At 63.4% G+C, this 17,832-nt stretch carries 17 protein-coding genes; 5 read left to right on the top strand and 12 right to left on the bottom strand.

What is annotated here, in order from left to right; translation table 11 throughout:
* Positions 1–257: 257 nt before the first annotated feature.
* The 3 genes from QYS36_RS14240 to QYS36_RS14230 all read right to left on the bottom strand — a co-directional run bounded on the left by QYS36_RS14240 (position 258) and on the right by QYS36_RS14230 (position 3,594).
* Entirely contained in the window at positions 258–1,013 is a 756-nt protein-coding gene (locus QYS36_RS14240) for a DeoR/GlpR family transcriptional regulator (RefSeq protein ID WP_308840099.1), read from the bottom strand.
* Between the two features lie 159 nt (positions 1,014–1,172).
* The gene (gene glpK / locus QYS36_RS14235) at positions 1,173–2,678 is read right to left on the bottom strand and encodes a glycerol kinase GlpK (RefSeq protein ID WP_308840098.1); all 1,506 of its coding nucleotides are present in this window, start codon (positions 2,676–2,678) and stop codon (positions 1,173–1,175) included.
* Between the two features lie 70 nt (positions 2,679–2,748).
* On the bottom strand, positions 2,749–3,594 hold the full coding sequence (locus QYS36_RS14230) for an MIP/aquaporin family protein (RefSeq protein WP_308840097.1): 846 nt from the start codon (positions 3,592–3,594) through the stop codon (positions 2,749–2,751).
* A gap of 344 nt (positions 3,595–3,938) precedes the next feature.
* Here QYS36_RS14230 and ybaK point away from each other — a divergent pair, with 344 nt between their 5' ends.
* The 3 genes from ybaK (at position 3,939) to QYS36_RS14215 (ending at position 6,235) form a co-directional block, all read left to right on the top strand.
* Entirely contained in the window at positions 3,939–4,406 is a 468-nt protein-coding gene (gene ybaK / locus QYS36_RS14225) for a Cys-tRNA(Pro) deacylase (protein ID WP_308840096.1), read from the top strand.
* Between the two features lie 195 nt (positions 4,407–4,601).
* Positions 4,602–5,360 carry a transporter substrate-binding domain-containing protein gene (locus QYS36_RS14220; RefSeq protein WP_308840095.1) on the top strand — a complete coding sequence of 253 codons (759 nt, stop codon included), beginning with the start codon at positions 4,602–4,604 and terminating at the stop codon, positions 5,358–5,360.
* Between the two features lie 95 nt (positions 5,361–5,455).
* The gene (locus QYS36_RS14215) at positions 5,456–6,235 is read left to right on the top strand and encodes a PhzF family phenazine biosynthesis protein (protein ID WP_308840094.1); all 780 of its coding nucleotides are present in this window, start codon (positions 5,456–5,458) and stop codon (positions 6,233–6,235) included.
* Between the two features lie 9 nt (positions 6,236–6,244).
* On the opposite strand, the gene QYS36_RS14210 is transcribed toward QYS36_RS14215, so the two are convergent.
* Entirely contained in the window at positions 6,245–7,330 is a 1,086-nt protein-coding gene (locus QYS36_RS14210) for an ABC transporter ATP-binding protein (protein ID WP_308840093.1), read from the bottom strand.
* Positions 7,327–8,247 carry an ornithine carbamoyltransferase gene (gene argF, locus QYS36_RS14205; RefSeq protein WP_308840092.1) on the bottom strand — a complete coding sequence of 307 codons (921 nt, stop codon included), beginning with the start codon at positions 8,245–8,247 and terminating at the stop codon, positions 7,327–7,329. Before argF ends, QYS36_RS14210 begins: the two co-directional genes overlap by 4 nt.
* A gap of 287 nt (positions 8,248–8,534) precedes the next feature.
* Between argF and QYS36_RS14200 the strand changes: the two genes are divergently transcribed.
* Both QYS36_RS14200 and grxD read left to right on the top strand, forming a co-directional pair.
* The gene (locus QYS36_RS14200; protein WP_308840091.1) at positions 8,535–10,643 is read left to right on the top strand and encodes a molybdopterin oxidoreductase family protein; all 2,109 of its coding nucleotides are present in this window, start codon (positions 8,535–8,537) and stop codon (positions 10,641–10,643) included.
* A gap of 105 nt (positions 10,644–10,748) precedes the next feature.
* Positions 10,749–11,075, top strand: a complete 327-nt coding sequence (grxD, locus tag QYS36_RS14195; RefSeq protein WP_111463134.1) for a Grx4 family monothiol glutaredoxin — start codon at positions 10,749–10,751, stop codon at positions 11,073–11,075.
* A gap of 698 nt (positions 11,076–11,773) precedes the next feature.
* On the opposite strand, the gene tsaA is transcribed toward grxD, so the two are convergent.
* The 7 genes from tsaA to livH form a co-directional block, all read right to left on the bottom strand.
* Positions 11,774–12,466 carry a tRNA (N6-threonylcarbamoyladenosine(37)-N6)-methyltransferase TrmO gene (tsaA, locus tag QYS36_RS14190; RefSeq protein WP_308840090.1) on the bottom strand — a complete coding sequence of 231 codons (693 nt, stop codon included), beginning with the start codon at positions 12,464–12,466 and terminating at the stop codon, positions 11,774–11,776.
* A gap of 6 nt (positions 12,467–12,472) precedes the next feature.
* On the bottom strand, positions 12,473–12,934 hold the full coding sequence (locus QYS36_RS14185; protein WP_308840089.1) for a DUF1456 family protein: 462 nt from the start codon (positions 12,932–12,934) through the stop codon (positions 12,473–12,475).
* A gap of 56 nt (positions 12,935–12,990) precedes the next feature.
* Positions 12,991–13,701 (bottom strand): rRNA pseudouridine synthase, encoded by a 711-nt coding sequence (locus tag QYS36_RS14180; RefSeq protein WP_308840088.1) that lies wholly within the window; start codon positions 13,699–13,701, stop codon positions 12,991–12,993.
* 299 nt (positions 13,702–14,000) lie between these two features.
* The gene (locus tag QYS36_RS14175; RefSeq protein ID WP_308840087.1) at positions 14,001–14,702 is read right to left on the bottom strand and encodes an ABC transporter ATP-binding protein; all 702 of its coding nucleotides are present in this window, start codon (positions 14,700–14,702) and stop codon (positions 14,001–14,003) included.
* A complete protein-coding gene (gene livG / locus QYS36_RS14170) occupies positions 14,702–15,469 on the bottom strand; it encodes a high-affinity branched-chain amino acid ABC transporter ATP-binding protein LivG (protein WP_308840086.1) in 768 nt (255 codons plus the stop codon). The genes QYS36_RS14175 and livG overlap by 1 nt, the downstream gene beginning before the upstream one ends.
* Positions 15,466–16,725, bottom strand: a complete 1,260-nt coding sequence (locus QYS36_RS14165) for a high-affinity branched-chain amino acid ABC transporter permease LivM (protein WP_308840085.1) — start codon at positions 16,723–16,725, stop codon at positions 15,466–15,468. Before QYS36_RS14165 ends, livG begins: the two co-directional genes overlap by 4 nt.
* On the bottom strand, positions 16,722–17,645 hold the full coding sequence (gene livH / locus QYS36_RS14160; RefSeq protein ID WP_308840084.1) for a high-affinity branched-chain amino acid ABC transporter permease LivH: 924 nt from the start codon (positions 17,643–17,645) through the stop codon (positions 16,722–16,724). Before livH ends, QYS36_RS14165 begins: the two co-directional genes overlap by 4 nt.
* Positions 17,646–17,832 lie beyond the last annotated feature (187 nt).

The raw sequence follows: 17,832 nt of genomic DNA, 5'->3' as shown, positions 1-17,832 counted from the left end.
GGCCTCGTATAGCGTTTGTATTTTCAAATCGAACATGAATGTTCATTTACGAAAATACTAGCGCATGAATAGATAGGTATCCAGGGGTCTTCGATCAAAAAAGATCACGTAAAGCGCTGGAATGAAAATTAGCGAACACAGTTACAGATACTCGCGGGCCGATAAGGTTCGCGAGATGTTCGAATTGGAATAAAAAACCACAGGCGGCGCCGCGATGGGCGCGTCAGGCCCATCGCGGTGTTGGTTGCAGGAGGGGGTCAGACGACTTCGAGGCGGATCTTGTGCTGCTCGAGCAGTTGGCAGAGGCCGGCTACCGGCTGCTGGTCGGTGACCAGGCAGTCGATCAGGCTGATCGGGCCCAGGCGAATCATCGCGTTGCGGCCGAACTTGCTGGAGTCGGCGGCGAGAATCACCTGGCGAGCATTGGCGATGATTGCCTGGGAAACCCGCACTTCCTGGTAATCGAAATCCAGCAGGCTGCCGTCTTCGTCGATGCCGCTGATACCGACCAGGGCGAAATCGACCTTGAACTGGTTGATGAAGTCCACGCTGGCCTGGCCCACCAGACCGCCATCGCGGCGCACGTTACCGCCGGTCAGCAGCACGTCGAAGTCATCCTTGGCGGCGAGCATCGCGGCAACGTGCAGGTTGTTGGTGATGATCTTCAGGTGGTTGTGGTTGAACAGTGCCCGGGCGATGGCCTCGGTGGTGGTGCCAATGTTGATGAACAGTGAGGCATGGTCGGGAATCTGCGCGGCCACCGCTTCACCGATGCGCTGCTTCTCCTGACGCATCTGGTCGGCGCGCATCGCATAGGCGGTGTTCTCGACGCTGGAATCATAGGCCGCGCCGCCATGGTAGCGGCGCAGCAGGTTGGCATCGGCCAGCTGATTGATATCGCGGCGGATGGTTTGCGGGGTAACGACGAACTGGGTGGCCAACTCCTCGATGCTGACGTAGCCGCGTTCGCGGATCAGATCGAGGATTTGCTGCTGGCGAGGGGGCAGATTCATTGAGTGTCCTTCGGGCCGCACGGAATTGCGCCATGATGCCGCACGAATCTGCTCACTGCCAGCGACAGCCGGGGGCTAGGGCCTGTTAACACTGCCGCGCAAGCCGAAGGGCTCGGGCGCGGTGTTGCGCAAGTGCTAACAGGCCCTGGTCGCTGTGGCTCACTTCTGCTCTTCGTGGGGCTGCCAGTCGCGGGTGCGGCCCACGGCCTTCTTCCAGCCGGCGTAGAGGGCTTCCTTCTCGGCATCGGCGAGCTGTGGCTCGAACTCGCGCTCGATCACCGCCTTGCCGCGCAGCTCCTCCAGGCTGCTCCAGAAACCGGTGGCCAGGCCGGCCAGGTAGGCGGCGCCCTGGGCCGTGGTCTCGCGCATTTGCGGGCGCTCCACCTGGGTGCCGAGGATGTCGGCCTGGAACTGCATGAGGAAGTTGTTGGCCACCGCGCCGCCATCCACGCGCAGGGATTTGAGGCGCTCGCCGGAGTCCTGCTGCATGGCGTCGAGCACATCGCGGGTCTGGTAGGCGATAGACTCCAGGGCGGCGCGGATGATGTGGTCGATCTTCACGCCGCGGGTCAGGCCGAGCAGGCCGCCACGGGCGTAGGGATCCCAGTAGGGCGCGCCCAGGCCGGTAAAGGCCGGTACCAGGTACACGCCGTTGCTGTCCTTGACCTTGCCGGCGAAGTACTCGGTGTCGTAGGCGTCGTTGACCAATTTCAGTTCGTCGCGCAGCCACTGGATGGTGGAGCCGGCGTTGAAAATCGCCCCTTCCAGCGCATAGGCAGGCTCGCCGCGCGGGCCGCAGCCGATGGTGGTGAGCATGCCGTGCTGGGATTTGACCGCCTTGTCGCCAGTGTTCATCAGCAGGAAACAGCCGGTGCCATAGGTGTTCTTGGCCTGGCCTGGTTCGACGCACATCTGGCCGAACAGCGCAGCCTGCTGGTCGCCGGCGATACCGGCGATGGCGATGCCGCTCTTGGTGTGGCCGTAGACCTCGGACGAGGTTTTGACCTCGGGCAGCATCTCGCGAGGGATGTCCAGCACCTCGAGCATCTTCGCATCCCACTCACGGGTGTGGATGTTGAAGAGCAGGGTACGCGAGGCGTTGGTGTAGTCGGTGACGTGCACCTTGCCGCCGGTGAATTTCCAGATCAGCCAGCTATCGATGGTGCCGAACAGCAGTTCACCCTTGCGGGCGCGTTCGCGGCTGCCTTCGACATGGTCGAGGATCCACTTGAGCTTGGTGCCGGAGAAGTAGGGGTCGGTGACCAGGCCGGTGGTTTCCTTGATGTAGTCTTCCAGGCCGTCGCGCTTGAGTTGCTGGCAGATCTCGGTGCTGCGCCGGCACTGCCAGACGACCGCGTTATGGATCGGCCGGCCGGTGTTCTTGTCCCACACCACCGTGGTTTCGCGCTGGTTGGTGATGCCGATGGCGGCCACCTGGTCGTGGTGCAGGCCGGCCTTGGCCAGCGCCTCGACCATCACCGCGCTTTGCGTGGCGAAGATTTCCATCGGGTCGTGTTCGACCCAGCCGCTTTGCGGGTAATGCTGGGTGAATTCGCGTTGGGCGATACACACCACATTGGCATCGCGATCGAAGATGATCGCCCGGGAGCTGGTGGTGCCCTGGTCGAGGGCAATGATGTAGTTCTTGTTTTGAGCGTCTGTCATGTCGATTGCCTTGAGCGAGTGAGCGGAGGACAAAAGGGGCGCACGCCCTGAGGGATGTGCGCCGTTGAAATCAGGAAGCTTTGACGTCGCGGTCGGCGGCGCGTTCTACCGTCGGCGCCTCGACCACACTGGGCAGGTGACGCGCAAGCAGGGTGCGGTAGGCCGCGGCGCCGAGACAGGCCCCGAGGATCGGCGCGAAGATCGGTACCAGGAAGTAGGGAATGTCACGGCCGCCGGTGAGCGAGATCTCGCCCCAGCCCATGATGAAGGTCATCAGTTTCGGGCCGAAGTCCCGCGCCGGGTTCATCGCAAAGCCTGTCAGCGGGCCCATGGCACTGCCGATCACGGCGATCAGCAGGCCGATCAGCAGCGGCGCCATGGGGCCGCGGGGCAGGCCGTTGTTATCGTCGGTCAGGGACATGATCACCCCCATCAGGATGGCGGTGATCACCACTTCGACCATGAACGCCTGGCCGGTGGACAGAACCGGATTGGGGAAGGTGGAGAACACCGACGCCAGTTCCAGGCTGGCCTGGGAGCCACGAATCATCTGGTTGGCCTGTTCGAATTCGGCGAACAGCCCACTGTACAGCGTGTACACCAGCAGGGCACCGCAGAAGGCGCCGGCAATCTGGGAGAGGATGTAGAACGGCAGCTTGCGCTTTTCGAACCCGGCGAAAATGCACAGGGCGATGCTCACTGCCGGATTGAGGTGCGCGCCGGACACGCCGGCCGTCAGGTAGATGGCCATGCTGACGCCGACGCCCCAGATGATGCTGATTTCCCACAGGCCGAAGCTGGCGCCTGCGACCTTGAGGGCGGCAACGCAGCCGGTACCGAAGAAGATCAGCAGGGCCGTGCCCAGAAACTCGGCCATGCATTGGCCCGATAGCGAGGGTTGTTGTGCAGCTGTCATGGGGAAAGCCTCGTTTTTTTGTTGTTGTGCGGCGCTGGTGTCGGGTACGACGGCCCACTGCGGGGTAGGGCAGCGTCTACACCATTGCCATCGGGTAATGGTCTTGATGTTCGTAATCGAAAAAAATAGATCAACTTTGCGCGTATTGTCAAAAAACGAACCGCATAAGCGGTAAATGTTTTCGATATCAATCGCGCGTACAGTTCAATAGGTCAGTTTCACGACAAATAGGTTCCGTTGTGAAACAAGTTTCCTCAGCGGCCGCACATTGGCGCTGCGTTTCGCCGGTCGCGAGGCTAGAATCGCCGGGCCTCTCGTCGTTTTTCATGCCATTCGGAGCCTTCATGACCCCTGCATTGAATCTGCTGAAGAAGGTTCGTGCCGCGCATCGAGTCCACAGTTATGAACATGACCCCAAGGCCGCTTCCTATGGCCTGGAAGCGGCCGAGAAACTGGGTCTTGAGCCGGCTCAGGTGTTCAAGACGTTGCTCGCGGCCAGCGAGAAAGGCGAGTTGCTGGTGGCGGTGGTGCCGGTGGTTGGCAGCCTCGACCTCAAGGCCCTGGCCCAGGCGGCCGGGGTCAAGAAGGTGGACATGGCGCCAATCGATGCCGCGCAGCGCGCGACCGGGTACCTGGTCGGCGGCATCAGCCCGCTGGGGCAGAAGAAGCGCCTGCGCACCTTTATCGATAACAGCGCCAGGAATTTTTCCACCGTCTATGTCAGTGCCGGGCGACGTGGGCTGGAGGTCGAGCTGAGCGCCGAGATTCTGGCCGAACACACCCAGGCACAATTCGCCGACATCGGTCGCTGAGCCGCGCGGCACCATGGGCGGGCGCCTGGGCCGGGGGCGACGCGCGCCGAGCTTGAAGCGAACGCCGGACACTGGCACTGTCGGCATTGCCGCCGCGCTTGCCCGTCAGGGCCGGGGGCGGCGTATCATGGAGCGTGGCGGTAACGGCGCCCGCATCGGCAGGAGGCTAGGCGAACAGTGAAAGGCGTTGGTTGGGTGACTTCAGGGCTGTTGGCGGCTTGGCTGCTGAGCAGTGCCTGTGCCCGGGCTGAAACCCTGATCATGGAGGCCGACGTCTGGTGTCCTGTCAATTGCGCGCCGGACGCCGAACGCCCTGGCATCTTCATCGAGCTGGCCACGCAGATCTTTGCCGAGGCCGGCATCGAGGTCGAGTACCGCGTCACCAACTGGGCGCGCGCCGTGCAGGACGTGCGCAGTGGCCGCGCCAACGCGCTGGTCGGTGCTGGCGTACGTGATGCGCCGGACTTTCTCTTCGGCAAGTCGGCCCCGGGTATCTCCCGCAACTGCTTCTATGCCCGCGCCGACAGCACCTGGCGCTATACCGGGCTGGATTCGCTCGCCCAGGTGCGCCTGGGAGTGATCAATGGCTATAGCTACGGCGAGGAGCTCGATGAGTACATTCGTCGTCATCAGCGAGACCAGGAGCTGTTGCAGCTCGCTGCCGGCGAGCAGGCGCTGGCGCTGAACGTGCGCAAGGTCGAACTGGGGCGTCTGGACGCCTTGCTGGAAAACACCTGGATCATGGCCCTGTACCAGGATCAGCACGGCACTGATGATGGCCTGGTCGAGGTCGGCTGCCGGGTACCGGACGTACCGATCTACATCGCCTTCTCCCCGGCGCTTGCCTCCAGCGCCCGCTACCGCGACATCTTCGACGACGGCGTACGGCGTTATCGGCAGGATGGTCGTCTCGATGCGTTGCTGCAGCGCTACGGCATTCACACGCCGCGCTGATTGCACTGTTGCGCCGTATTGGCGCCGCGCTGTATCGCAGCCAAGCGGCGCGAAGCAGGCATGCTGAGCGTAGTTGCCGTCTTGAGGAAATCCCGATGCCTTTGTTCTTTCACCAGATCGATGCCTTCAGCGACACGCCTTTCGCGGGCAACCCGGCGGTGGTCTATCGCCTCGACCAGTGGCTCGAGGATGGGTTGATGCAGCAGATTGCTGCCGAGCACAACCTGGCCGAAACCGCGTTCGTGGTGAAGGAGGGCGCCGCCTGGCGCATCCGCTGGTTCACCCCGACCACCGAAGTGCCGCTGTGCGGGCATGCCACGCTGGCCAGTGCCCATGCCTTGTTCGAGTGCCATGGCGAGCCGGGTCAGCGTATCGATTTCACCTATATGGACGGCACCTTGGCGGTCGACCGTGAAGGTGATCGCCTGGTGCTGGATTTTCCCTGCGTGCAACCGACACCGATTGCCACGCCTCAGGGCTTGGCAGACATTCTCGGGCAGACGCCGATCGCCGTGCTGGATGCGCCGCAGTTGCTGGTCGTGCTCGAGTCGCAGGCCGCTGTGGATGCCTGCCAGCCGGATCTGAAAGCGCTGGCGCAATTGCCTTGGCCGGCAGTGATCATCACCGCAAGGGGGGAGTCGGTGGATTTCGTGTCACGCAACTTCGCGCCCGCGGTGGGCATCGACGAAGACCCGGTCACCGGTTCGGCGCACTGCATTCTTACGCCTTACTGGGCGCAGACGCTGGGCAAGCCTGAACTGAGCGCCTACCAGGGCGGCAAGCGCGGCGGTTTTCTGTGGTGCCGGCTGAATGGGGAACGGGTGAAGATCGCCGGCCATGCAAGGTTGGTGAGTAGTGGCCAGCTGCATATCTAAGCTGCCCTTTTAGTCGGCCAGCTCCAGCGTCGACGGCGCGGCCACACTGCCCGGTGCTGCGAACGCCACCAGGTGGTCGGCAGCGATGCGGATCCCCACCTGCTCGCCGGGCTGGTGATCGGCATGGCTGGGGAACAGCGCCTCCAGTTGACTGCCGGTGGGCAGTTGCAGGCGATACAGGGTGGCGGCGCCAAGGAAGCTCTTGCCGACGATCTTGGCCTTTTGCGCACTCTGCGGGTCGTGGACGATATCGTCCGGACGCAGCAGTACATCCACCGCACTGCCGATCGGCCAGGCATAGGCGCGGTTGCCGCGGATCACGCCCAGCTCGGTCTGTACCTCATCGGGTGCCTGCAGCTGGCCACGAATGAAGTAACCCTGGCCGATAAAGCTGGCGACGAAGGGCGTCTGCGGCTCGTGGTAGAGGTTGAAGGGCGTGTCCCATTGCTCGAGGTGACCGGCCTTGAACACGCCGACCTGGTCGCTGACGGCAAAGGCCTCTTCCTGGTCATGGGTGACCAGGATGGCGCTGGTGCCGCGGGCCTTGAGAATGTCGCGCACCTCATGGCTGAGGCGTCGGCGCAGTTCGCCATCGAGGTTGGAGAATGGCTCGTCGAGCAGCAGCAACTGTGGGTTGGTGGCCAGGGCGCGGGCCAGGGCCACACGCTGTTGCTGGCCGCCGGACAGCTCGTTCGGATGGCGTTTGCCCAGGTGCTCGAGTTTGACCAGCTCCAGCAATTCGCGGGTCACCTGCTCGCAGTCGGCCTGCTTGCGAATGCCGAAGGACACGTTCTGCGCCACGCTCAGGTGCGGGAACAGGGCGTAGTCCTGAAACACCATGCCGATACGGCGTTTCTCCGGCGCCAGGGTGAAACCGGGGCGGGAGATCACCTCGCCGGCCAGGGCGATTTCCCCTTCCAGCACCGGCTCGAAGCCGGCGATGGCACGCAGGGTGGTGGTCTTGCCGCAGCCCGACGGGCCGAGCAGGCAACCGATTTCCCCGGCATTGAGGTGCAGGTTCAGCTGCTGCACGATGCGCTGGTCACCGTAGCCGCAACCCAGATTACGCAGGCTCAACAGCAGCGGCTGGCTCATGCGTGGTGGTACGCCGGCTCGACCAGGAACTCGAGCAGTGCCTTCTGCGCATGCAGGCGGTTCTCCGCCTGGTCCCAGGCCACCGAGCGCGGATCATCGAGCAGGTCGACGCTGATTTCCTCGCCGCGGTGGGCCGGCAGGCAGTGCAGGAACAGCACGTTCTCGTCGGCGGCGTCGAGCAGCGCGCGGTTCACCTGATAGGGCGCGAACAGTTTGTGGCGCTCGGCGATTTCCTCTTCCTGGCCCATGGAGGCCCAGACATCGGTGCTCACCAGGTGGACGCCGGCCACCGCCTCGCGGGGATCGCGGAAGATCCGCACCCGCTCACCGGCTTCGGCCAGCAGCGCGGCGTCTGGCTCGTAGCCTTGCGGGCAGGCGACATGCAATTTGAAATCGAACTGCATGGCCGCTTCTATATAGGAGTTGCACATGTTGTTGCCGTCGCCGATCCAGGCGGCGGTCTTGCCGACGATGCTGCCGCGGTGTTCGTGGAAGGTCTGCATGTCCGCCAGCAACTGGCAGGGGTGCAGGTCGTCCGACAGGCCGTTGATCACCGGCACCCGGGAATTGGCGGCGAATTCGGTGAGGGTGCTGTGGGCGAAGGTGCGGATCATGATCGCATCGAGCATGCGCGACATGACGATGGCCGAGTCGGCGATTGGCTCGCCACGGCCCAGCTGGGTGTCGCGCGGCGACAGGAAAATGGCCTGGCCGCCGAGCTGGATCATGCCGGCTTCGAAGGACACGCGAGTACGCGTCGAGGCCTTCTCGAAGATCATGCCCAGCACGCGATTGCGCAGGGGTTCGAACAATACGCCGCTGTTGCGCAAGCCTTTCAGCTCCATGCCGCGTCGGATCAGGCCCACCAGTTCATCCGGTGTGCAGTCCTTCAGCGAGAGAAAGTGTCTTGCGCTCATCGTTAACTACCTTTTGACAAACAGGGCGCAGGCTCTTTTTTCGGAAAAAATGAGAGAACCTGCGGCTGGGGGCCGCACAGTGCGACGAAACGGGAAGCCGCCGATCTTATAAGTAAATGACGCCTAGGCGCAAATTTGCCCGGATTGCCAGATATGACGGGCCTCGCAGGCCTGCAAACCGGCGTGATGCATGGCCCTGATGGGCGGCGATTCACGGTGCCAAGGCTGCTGGCAGGAAACGGCGCTGGCGCCCATGATGGCGCTTCAACAATAAAGCGAGGCTGGCCATGACCACGACCCTCCATCACCGTGCCTGCCACCTGTGCGAGGCCATCTGTGGGCTGACCCTGGAAGTCGAGCAGGCTGCCGATGGCCAACCGCAGGTGCGCTCCATCAAGGGCGACCGTGACGATCCGTTCAGCCGTGGCCATATCTGCCCGAAGGCCGTTGCCCTGCAGGACATTCAGAATGACCCGGATCGCCTGCGCCAGCCGATGCGCCGTACCGGTGACGCCTGGGAGGCCATCAGCTGGCAGGAGGCCTTCGAATTCGCGGCCAGCCGCCTGGCCGCCGTGCAGGCGGCCCACGGGCAGAATGCGGTGGCGGTCTATCAGGGCAACCCCAGCGTGCACAACTATGGGCTGATGACCCACAGCAACTACTTTCTCGGCCTGCTCAAGACCCGCAACCGCTACTCCGCCACCTCGGTCGATCAGCTGCCCCATCACCTGACCTGCCACCTGATGTACGGCCACGGCTTTCTGATCCCGATCCCGGACATCGATCACAGCGACTTCATGCTGATCCTCGGTGGCAACCCGCTGGCCTCCAACGGCAGCCTGATGACCGTGCCGGATGTCGAGAAGCGCCTCAAGGCCATCCAGGCCCGCGGCGGCAAGCTGGTGGTGGTCGACCCACGGCATACCGAGACGGCAGCCATCGCTGACCAGCACCTGTTCATCCGTCCGGGACAGGACGCCGCCTTGCTGCTCGGCATGCTCAATACGCTGTTCGAGGAGGGGCTGGGGCGCGGCAGCCATCTGCCAGTCGCCGGGCTGGATGAGCTGCGCAGTGCGGTTGCAGCGTTCAGCGCAGCGCGCATGGCCGCGCAGTGTGGCGTTGCAGCCGAAACGATCCGCCAATTGGCCCGCGACTTCGCCGCCGCCGAGCGAGCCGTCTGCTACGGGCGCATGGGCGTATCGACCCAGGTATTCGGCACCCTGTGCCAATGGCTGGTGCAGGTGATCAACCTGGTCACCGGCAACCTGGATCGCGAGGGTGGGGCACTGTGCACCGAGCCCGCGGTGGACCTGGTCGGCGCGACCTCCGGCGGGCACTTCAATCGCTGGCAGAGCCGGGTGTCCGGGTTGCCTGAGTATGGCGGCGAGCTGCCGGTCAGCGCGCTGGCCGAGGAAATGCTCACCGCGGGTGACGGGCAGGTACGGGCGCTGATCACCGTGGCGGGCAATCCGGTGCTCTCCACGCCCAATGGTCGTCAGCTGGAGCGCGGGCTCGAGGGCCTGGAGTTCATGCTCAGCGTCGATCTGTACATCAACGAAACCACCCGCCATGCCGACCTGATCCTGCCGTCCACCGCGCCGCTGGAGCATGACCACTACGACACCACCTTCAACCTGTTCGCGGTGCGCAATGTCACGCGTTTCAATCAGGCGGTACTGCCCAAGCCCGAGGCCGCGCTGGACGACTGGGAGATCTTCGTCGGCCTGGCGCAAGCCTTCGCCGCGCAGACCGGCGCCACCTTGAAGCCGACTCAAGCGCCCGCGCAGATGATCGACATGGGCTTGCGCATGGGGCCTTATGGCGACCGCTCGCCGCTCAAGCTGAGTTTGCAGACCTTGCAGGATCACCCCCACGGCCTGGATATCGGCCCGCTGAAGCCGAACCTGGCGGCGCGCCTGAAAACCCCCGATGGCCAGGTGCAGGCAGCGCCGGCATTGCTGCTCAACGACCTGCAGCGCTTTGCCGCACAGCCGGCATGGGTTGAGGGCCAGCTTCTGTTGATCGGCCGTCGCCATGTGCGCAGCAACAATTCCTGGATGCACAACTATCACCGGCTGGTGAAGGGCAAGCCGCGTCATCAGCTGTTGATGCACCCCCAGGACCTGGCGCAGCGCGGCCTCGGCGATGGCCAGCGAGTCAGCGTGCGCTCGCGGGTTGGCACCCTGGAGGTCGAGGTGCTGGCCAGCGCCGAGATGATGCCGGGCGTGGTCAGCCTGCCCCATGGTTGGGGGCACGGGCGCCCCGGTGTGCAGATGAGCATCGCCCAGGCGACACCCGGGGTGAGCGCCAACGACCTGACCGACGAACGCCTGCTCGACGCGCTGTCCGGCAATGCCGCGCTCAATGGCGTGCCGGTGGAGGTGGTGGCCGCTTGAATCAGCTGCGGTGCGTCTGCATGACTGAGCATTGCGCTCGGCTTTTGGTTACAATGCGCCACCGTATCGACCCACGAGTCGGATAGTCCAGTTCTGAGGTGCCCAATGGATATCATCGAAACCATCAAAGAGCAGATCGCCAGCAATACCGTTCTGCTGTACATGAAAGGCTCGCCGAATGCGCCGCAGTGCGGCTTTTCCGCTCGCGCTTCCCAGGCTCTGATGGGCTGTGGCGAGAAGTTCGCCTACGTCGACATCCTGCAGAACCCGGAAATTCGCGCCAACCTGCCCAAGTACGCCAACTGGCCGACCTTCCCGCAACTGTGGGTAGCCGGTGAGCTGGTCGGCGGCAGCGACATCCTGCTGGAAATGTACGAAAAGGGTGAGCTGCAGACCCTGATCAAGGATGCCGTGCAGAAAGCCGGCGCCTGATCGACTGACGATCCCAATCCGCAGCCAGCGATGGCTGCGGATTTTTTTCGCCTGCAGGAAAGTGTTCAGTGCTTGCGTCGAGGCAAGAATGTAGCGGGAGCAGCCGGTCGGCCGCTTTGCCTTTTTGGTGCTCCTCATGCCACAGAATTATCAGGCGACTCCAATCGCCCCTTCAGGAGGCCGAGCGGAATCGTTGCGGAGAGGGTTGAGCGACATGGATGTCGCGAGAGCCGCGATGGGCCAGGGATGGCTCTTCGCGGCGGGCCCTCGGAGCAACGATGTAGCGAGGGAACCCCGGCGAAGCCGGGGCCGTATGCCGGGGCTAGACCTTTTGGTTTCTTTTGGGGCGATGCCAAAAGAAACCCGCTCGACAGAGCGGAACCGAATGTACGAGCAACGCGATAAGGCTGGCAAACCATAGCTCACGCATAGCGTGTTGAACGTAAAGAGCTCGCGGCTAAAGCCGCTCCCACAGGGAATCGCATAGGCCAGGGTACGATGGCTCCCACGCTCCAGCGTGGTAGCTCGGGCCAAGGCGCTCTGCGCCTGCTCCCACTGCGCACGGCATGCAACAGCCGACGCAGAGCGTCTTCGCAGGCATTCCCACGCGGACGGTTCGACGACTCGACGTGAGGAACGATCAGTTGGGGGGCGCTTTTGTCTTAGACCGCCCATTGCAGAGACGTGCCTGCGCGCCGTCAGGGCAGGGTCACATCCAGTACGCGAATGCAGCCCGGCTGCGGGTAGTGCCACTGCACATCCACATCCCACAGCCGTGCGCCGTAACGGCGTTCGGGGGTGGGCTGCTGGTAGGCCGGGCGTGGATCCTGGGCCAGGCATTGCTCGATCAGCTCGACCAGCGGCTCGCCCAGGCGCAGGGCATGAGCGCGTGCGCTTTCCAAGGCGCTGTCTTGCCAGAGCACGTCGATTCGTACCGGTGCAGCGGCCGCGATGTGATTGTGAGCATCGGCCACGCTGTCGGCATAGGGCACGTAGGGTTTGACGTCGAGCACCGGCGTGCCGTCGAGCAGGTCGATACCCGACAACCACAAACGCCCGCTCTCGACGCGATCCAGGCGTACCACCGATTGGCCAATGCCGTTGGGCCGGTGGGTCGCCCGGGTGGCGAACACGCCGATCGAACGATTGCCGCCCAGGCGCGGCGGGCGCACCTTGAGGCGCGGTTTGTCTTCCAATGCCTGGTGAAAGAGAAACAACAGCCACACATGGCTGACCTGCTCCAGGCCCTGAACCGCATCGCCGCCATCGAACGGCGCGCACAGTTCCAGCACGCCCTGCGCGGCCGGCGCCAGGTGCGGCTGGCGCGGGATGGCGAACTTCTCCTTGAAGCAGGAGCGCACGTAGCCGATGGGCGAAACCTGGTAGCTCATGGCGTATCAGTCACGCAGGCGCTGGGTCAGGCCCTTGAGGAAGTTGCGCAGGAACTGGTCGCCACAGACGCGGTAGTTGCTGGTGCCTGCCTTGCGGAACAGTGCGCTCATTTCCGGCTTCGACACCTCGAAATCGACGCTGCGCATGATCGCGTGGATGTCTTCTTCCTTCAGCTCGAAGGCCACGCGCAGTTTCTTCAGCACCTGATTGTTGCTAACCGGCAGCTCCAGGGCTGGAGCCGGGCGGCTCTCATCCTTGCCACGCTTGAAGTACACCAGGCCGTCGAGCGCATGGGTCAGCAGGTCGTCGGGGCAATCCTGGTAACCAGGCTCGTCGTCCTTTTTCAGAACGGCAGTGATCTCTTGTTCGCTGACCGTCTTGCCGCCGAGCTCGACGATTTCGACCATCTTTGCATCGCTGACATCGAGCATGTAGCGCAGGCTGCGCAGCACATCATTATTGAGCATGAATATTCCTGATTGCAGAGGCCGCGCATAGTGGCGCGGCCGAAAACGGGGGGAGGTTAGAAGCGCTCTTTGGCGCCCAGATAACGCCATTGTCCGGGTTGCACCTTGCCCATCGACACGGCGCCGACGCGGATGCGCTTCATGCCCAGCACCTTGAGGCCAACGCTGTTGCACATGAACACCAGTTGGCCAGGCAGCGGGTTCTTCAGGGCGAAGCGCAGGCGGGTTTCGTTCTGCCAGCTGACCTTGCAGGGCGCCAGCGGCGTACCGTTGAACACCAGGCCATGGTTGAGGCGCTTGAGGTCGCGCGCGGACAGCTCACCGCTGACCTCGACCACGTACTCCTGCTCCAGCTTGCTCAAGTCGTCCTTGAGCTTGCGTTCGATGCGCCAGTCCTGCGTCAGCACGTGCAGGCCATCGGCGCCCGCTTGCAGGGGGATGCAAGGCGTCAGGTTGGCGAAGTGGCCCTTGAGCGTGCGCTGCTCGGAGCGGTCCTCGGGCCAGCGGCTGTCCGGGCCGATTTCCTCGGCAGCGCGCTCGGGAAAGCGGCCGCTGGGAATGTGCAGCAGGAGGGTAACCGGGAGCAAAGGTTCGGCAACGGCATCGGGCAGCAGCACCACGGTTTCGTCGGTGACCTTGCGCTGGGGCTCGTCGACCACTTCGCCATTGACCGTGACCCAGCCGCCCTCGATATACAGCTCGGCTTCGCGGCGTGAGCAGCCGGTCAGTTCGATCAGGCGTTTGGAGAGGCGCAGGGGTTCGGTCATGGCAGGAGCATCATCAGCAAAGTGATGCCCATTGTAACGCCGTGAGCCGAGTCATGCGCGTGGCATGAAGAAAGCCGGGCGGGCGCCCGGCTTGCAGATGACGGCGATCAGAAGATCAGCGAGAAGATACCGATCACGACCAGCAGGCCGATCAGGAAGATGATGCCGATGGTGCTGCCGAGGAACTTCAGCATGGTGCGACTCCTGTAGTTGTCCGTTCAGTATTGGGACTGGAGCGCGTCAGGCATCGTTCAGGGTAAATGTCCCGGCGACCATGGGGCTGCCGGGATTCAAAGGCATCAGCCGCCTAAATAAGCGTCGCGTACTTTTGGATCATTCAACAGATCGTGTCCGCTGCCCTGCATGACGATCCGCCCGTTCTCCAGCACGTAGCCGCGGTCGGCCAGCTTGAGCGCCTGGTTGGCATTCTGCTCGACCAGGAACACCGTTACCCCGTCCTTGCGCAGCTGTTCGATGATGTCGAAGATCTGCTGGATGATGATCGGTGCCAGGCCCAGCGACGGCTCGTCGAGCAGCAGCAGCTTGGGCTTGCTCATCAGCGCACGGCCGATCGCGAGCATCTGCTGTTCGCCGCCGGACATGGTGCCGGCGCGCTGTGCCAGGCGTTCCTTCAGGCGCGGGAACAGGTGCAGCACCTTGTCCAGTTGCTCCTGATTGTCCGCCTTGCTGCCGAAGAAACCGCCCATGGCGAGGTTCTCCTCGACGGTCAGGCGGGCGAACACGCGGCGGCCTTCGGGCACCACGGCGATGCTCTTGCGCATGATCAGCGGGGTTTCCATGCCGACCAGCTCTTCACCCTGATAACGGATGCTGCCGCTGGTGGCCTGCGGGGTGCCGCAGAGGGTCATCAGCAGGGTGGATTTGCCGGCGCCGTTGGCACCGATCAGGGTGACGATTTCGCCCTGACGCACTTCCACGCTGACGCCATGCAGCGCCTGGATCTTGCCGTAGAAGGTGGAAACGTTATCGAAATACAGCATTACGCTTCCCCCAGGTAGGCTTTGATCACGTCCGGATTGCCGCGGATCTGCTCCGGCCTGCCGTCGGCCAGGGGCGTGCCCTGGTTGATCACGAAGATATGGTCGGAAATGCTCATGACCAGCTTCATGTCGTGTTCGATCAGCAGCACGGTCACGTCGTGCTGGTCACGCAGCACGCCGATCAGCGCCTTCAGGTCGTCGGTTTCCCGCGGGTTGAGGCCGGCGGCCGGCTCGTCGAGCATCAGGATGCTCGGCCGGGTCATCATGCAGCGGGCGATTTCCAGGCGGCGCTGCTGACCGTAGGCCAGGGTGCCGGCCGGGCGGTTGGCGAATTCGGTCAGGTTGACCTGCTCCAGCCAATGCGCAGCGTAATCCATGGCTTCGCGCTCGCTGCGGCGAAACGCCGGGGTCTTGAACAGCCCGGACAGGAAGTTGGTGTTGATGTGGCGGTGCTGGGCGACCAGCAGGTTTTCCACCGCGGTCATTTCCTTGAACAGGCGAACGTTCTGGAAGGTACGCACCACACCCTTGCGGGCGATCTTGTGGCCCGGCAGGCCTTCGATCTGTTCACCGTTGAGGCGGATGCTGCCCGAGGTCGGTTTGTAGAAACCGGTCAGGCAGTTGAACACGGTGGTCTTGCCGGCGCCGTTCGGGCCGATCATCGACACCACCTGTTTTTCATTGACCGAGAGGCTGACCCCGTTGACGGCCAGCAGGCCGCCAAAACGCATGGACAGGCCGCTCACTTCTAGAATCGGGCGGCTCATCGTTGTTTCAACTCCAGGTGTGGGCGCTGCATGGGCAACAGGCCCTGCGGACGCCAGATCATCATCACGATCATGGTCAGACCGAATATCAGCATGCGGTACTCGTTGAAGTCGCGCATCTCCTGCAGCAGGGTCATGACCACCGCGGCAAAGATGATGCCCAGCTGCGAGCCCATGCCACCCAGTACGACGATGGCGAGGATCATCGCCGACTCGATGAAGGTGAACGACTCCGGTGTCACCAGGCCCTGGCGGGCAGCGAAGAAGCTACCGGCGAAACCGGCGAAGCTGGCGCCGATGGTGAAGGCCGAGAGCTTGACCGTGGTCGGGTTGAGGCCCAGGGCACGGCAGGCGATTTCGTCTTCGCGCAGCGCTTCCCAGGCGCGGCCGATCGGCATGCGCATCAGGCGGTTGATCACGAAGATGGCCAGCAGCACCAGCAGCAGGGCGATCAGGTAGAGGAAGATCACCTTGTAGGTGGAGTTGTAGGCGATGCCGAGGAAGTCATGCAGGGTCTGGCCGCCATCCGGCGCGCGACGATCCAGCGACAGGCCGAACAGCTCCGGCTTGGGGATCGAACTGATGCCGTTCGGGCCGCCGGTGATGTCGGTGAGGTTGCGCAGCATGATGCGGATGATTTCACCGAAACCCAGGGTCACGATGGCCAGGTAGTCACCCCGTAGCCTGAGCACCGGGAAACCCAGCAGGCAGCCGAAGGTAGCGGCCATCAGCCCGGCGATCGGCAGCGCCGTCCAGAAGCCGAAACCGGCGTACTCGGCGAGCAGCGCGTAGGTGTAGGCACCCACCGCGTAGAAGCCGACGTAACCCAGGTCGAGCAGGCCGGCGAGGCCGACCACGATGTTCAGGCCGATACCCAGCATCACGTAGATGAGGATCAACGTGGCGATGTCCACCGCCGCGCGGGAGCCGAAGAACGGCCAGGCCAACGCCACCACGAACAACGCCAGCATGATCCAGCGTTGCACGCTGGGCAGGGTCAGGGTGTCCTTGAGGTTGGCCGGAATGCTCGGCAGCGCGCCCTTGAGCTTGTCCCCGCCGAGCAGGCGGTCACGCAGCACCAGGTGCCAGACGAACAGCAGCGCGGCGGCGATGCCGATGGTCCACAGGGTCTGCGCGCTGGCACCCTGTACCTGCAGGCTGATGCCGACGACGCTGAGCTTGAGGCCGAGAATCGGGTAGGAGATCAGCAGCAGAAGGATGCTGCTGAACAGGGCGGTCTTGAGGTTCTTGCTCATACCTTTTCAACCTCCGGACGGCCGAGAATACCGGTCGGGCGGAACAGCAGCACCAGCACCAGCAGGCTGAACGCCACGACGTCCTTGTACTGGTCACCGAAGATGTCGGCGCCAAAGGCTTCGGCCACACCGAGCACCAGGCCGCCGAGCACGGCGCCCGGGATGCTGCCGATACCACCGAGTACCGCCGCGGTGAACGCCTTGATGCCGGCCAGGAAGCCCAGGTGCGGGTTGATCACGCCGTATTGCATGCCCAGCAGCACGGCCGCGACGGCCGCCAGGGCGGCGCCGATGACGAAGGTGAGGGCGATGATGTTGTTGGTGTTGATGCCCAGCAGGTTGGCCATCTTCAGGTCCTCGGCGCAGGCGCGGCAGGCGCGGCCCAGGCGGGAGCGGGAGATGAACAGGGTCAGGCCGATCATGGTCAGGAAGGTGACCACGAAGATCAGCACCTGCATGTAGGAGATCACCACGCCGTTCATGGCGCTTTCGCCAAAGATGAAATTGCCCGGCAGCGGGTTGCTGATGGCCTTGTCCTTGGAGTCCTGGGACAGCATCACGGCGTTCTGCAGGAAGATCGACATGCCGATCGCCGAGATCAGCGGAATCAGCCGGTTGCCGCCGCGTAGCGGCCGGTAGGCGACCCGTTCGATGCTGTAACCGAAAGCACTGGTGACGATGATGCTCGCCGCGAAGGCGCAGATCATGATCAGGGGCAGGCTGTCGAGGCCCATCATCGCCAGTAGGGTGATGGCAATGAAGGCGACGTAGGAACCGATCATGTACACCTCGCCGTGGGCGAAGTTGATCATGCCGATGATGCCGTACACCATGGTGTAGCCAATGGCGATGAGGGCATAGGTACTGCCGACGGTCAGGCCGTTGAGCAGTTGTTGCAGGTAGTGATAAAGATCAGGCATTGCCTAGCTCCTGGGTTTGCGCGCACGACAGCGCTTGTGGCGCAGCGCGAAACCGGGATTCTTGCTAATAAACAAAGCCCACCGCAGCAGTGGGCTCTTGGTTCAGAAACTGTTCATGATCTGCTGCGCGTCGGCCCTGCTGCGTTAAGAACAGGTTCGGAATGCTCATGTACAAAAGTACACTCCG

Origin of the sequence: Pseudomonas sp. G34 (genome assembly GCF_031119625.1) — a bacterium.
Classification (GTDB): Bacteria; Pseudomonadota; Gammaproteobacteria; order Pseudomonadales; family Pseudomonadaceae; genus Aquipseudomonas.
This window is presented reverse-complemented; position numbering and strand designations above follow the sequence as displayed.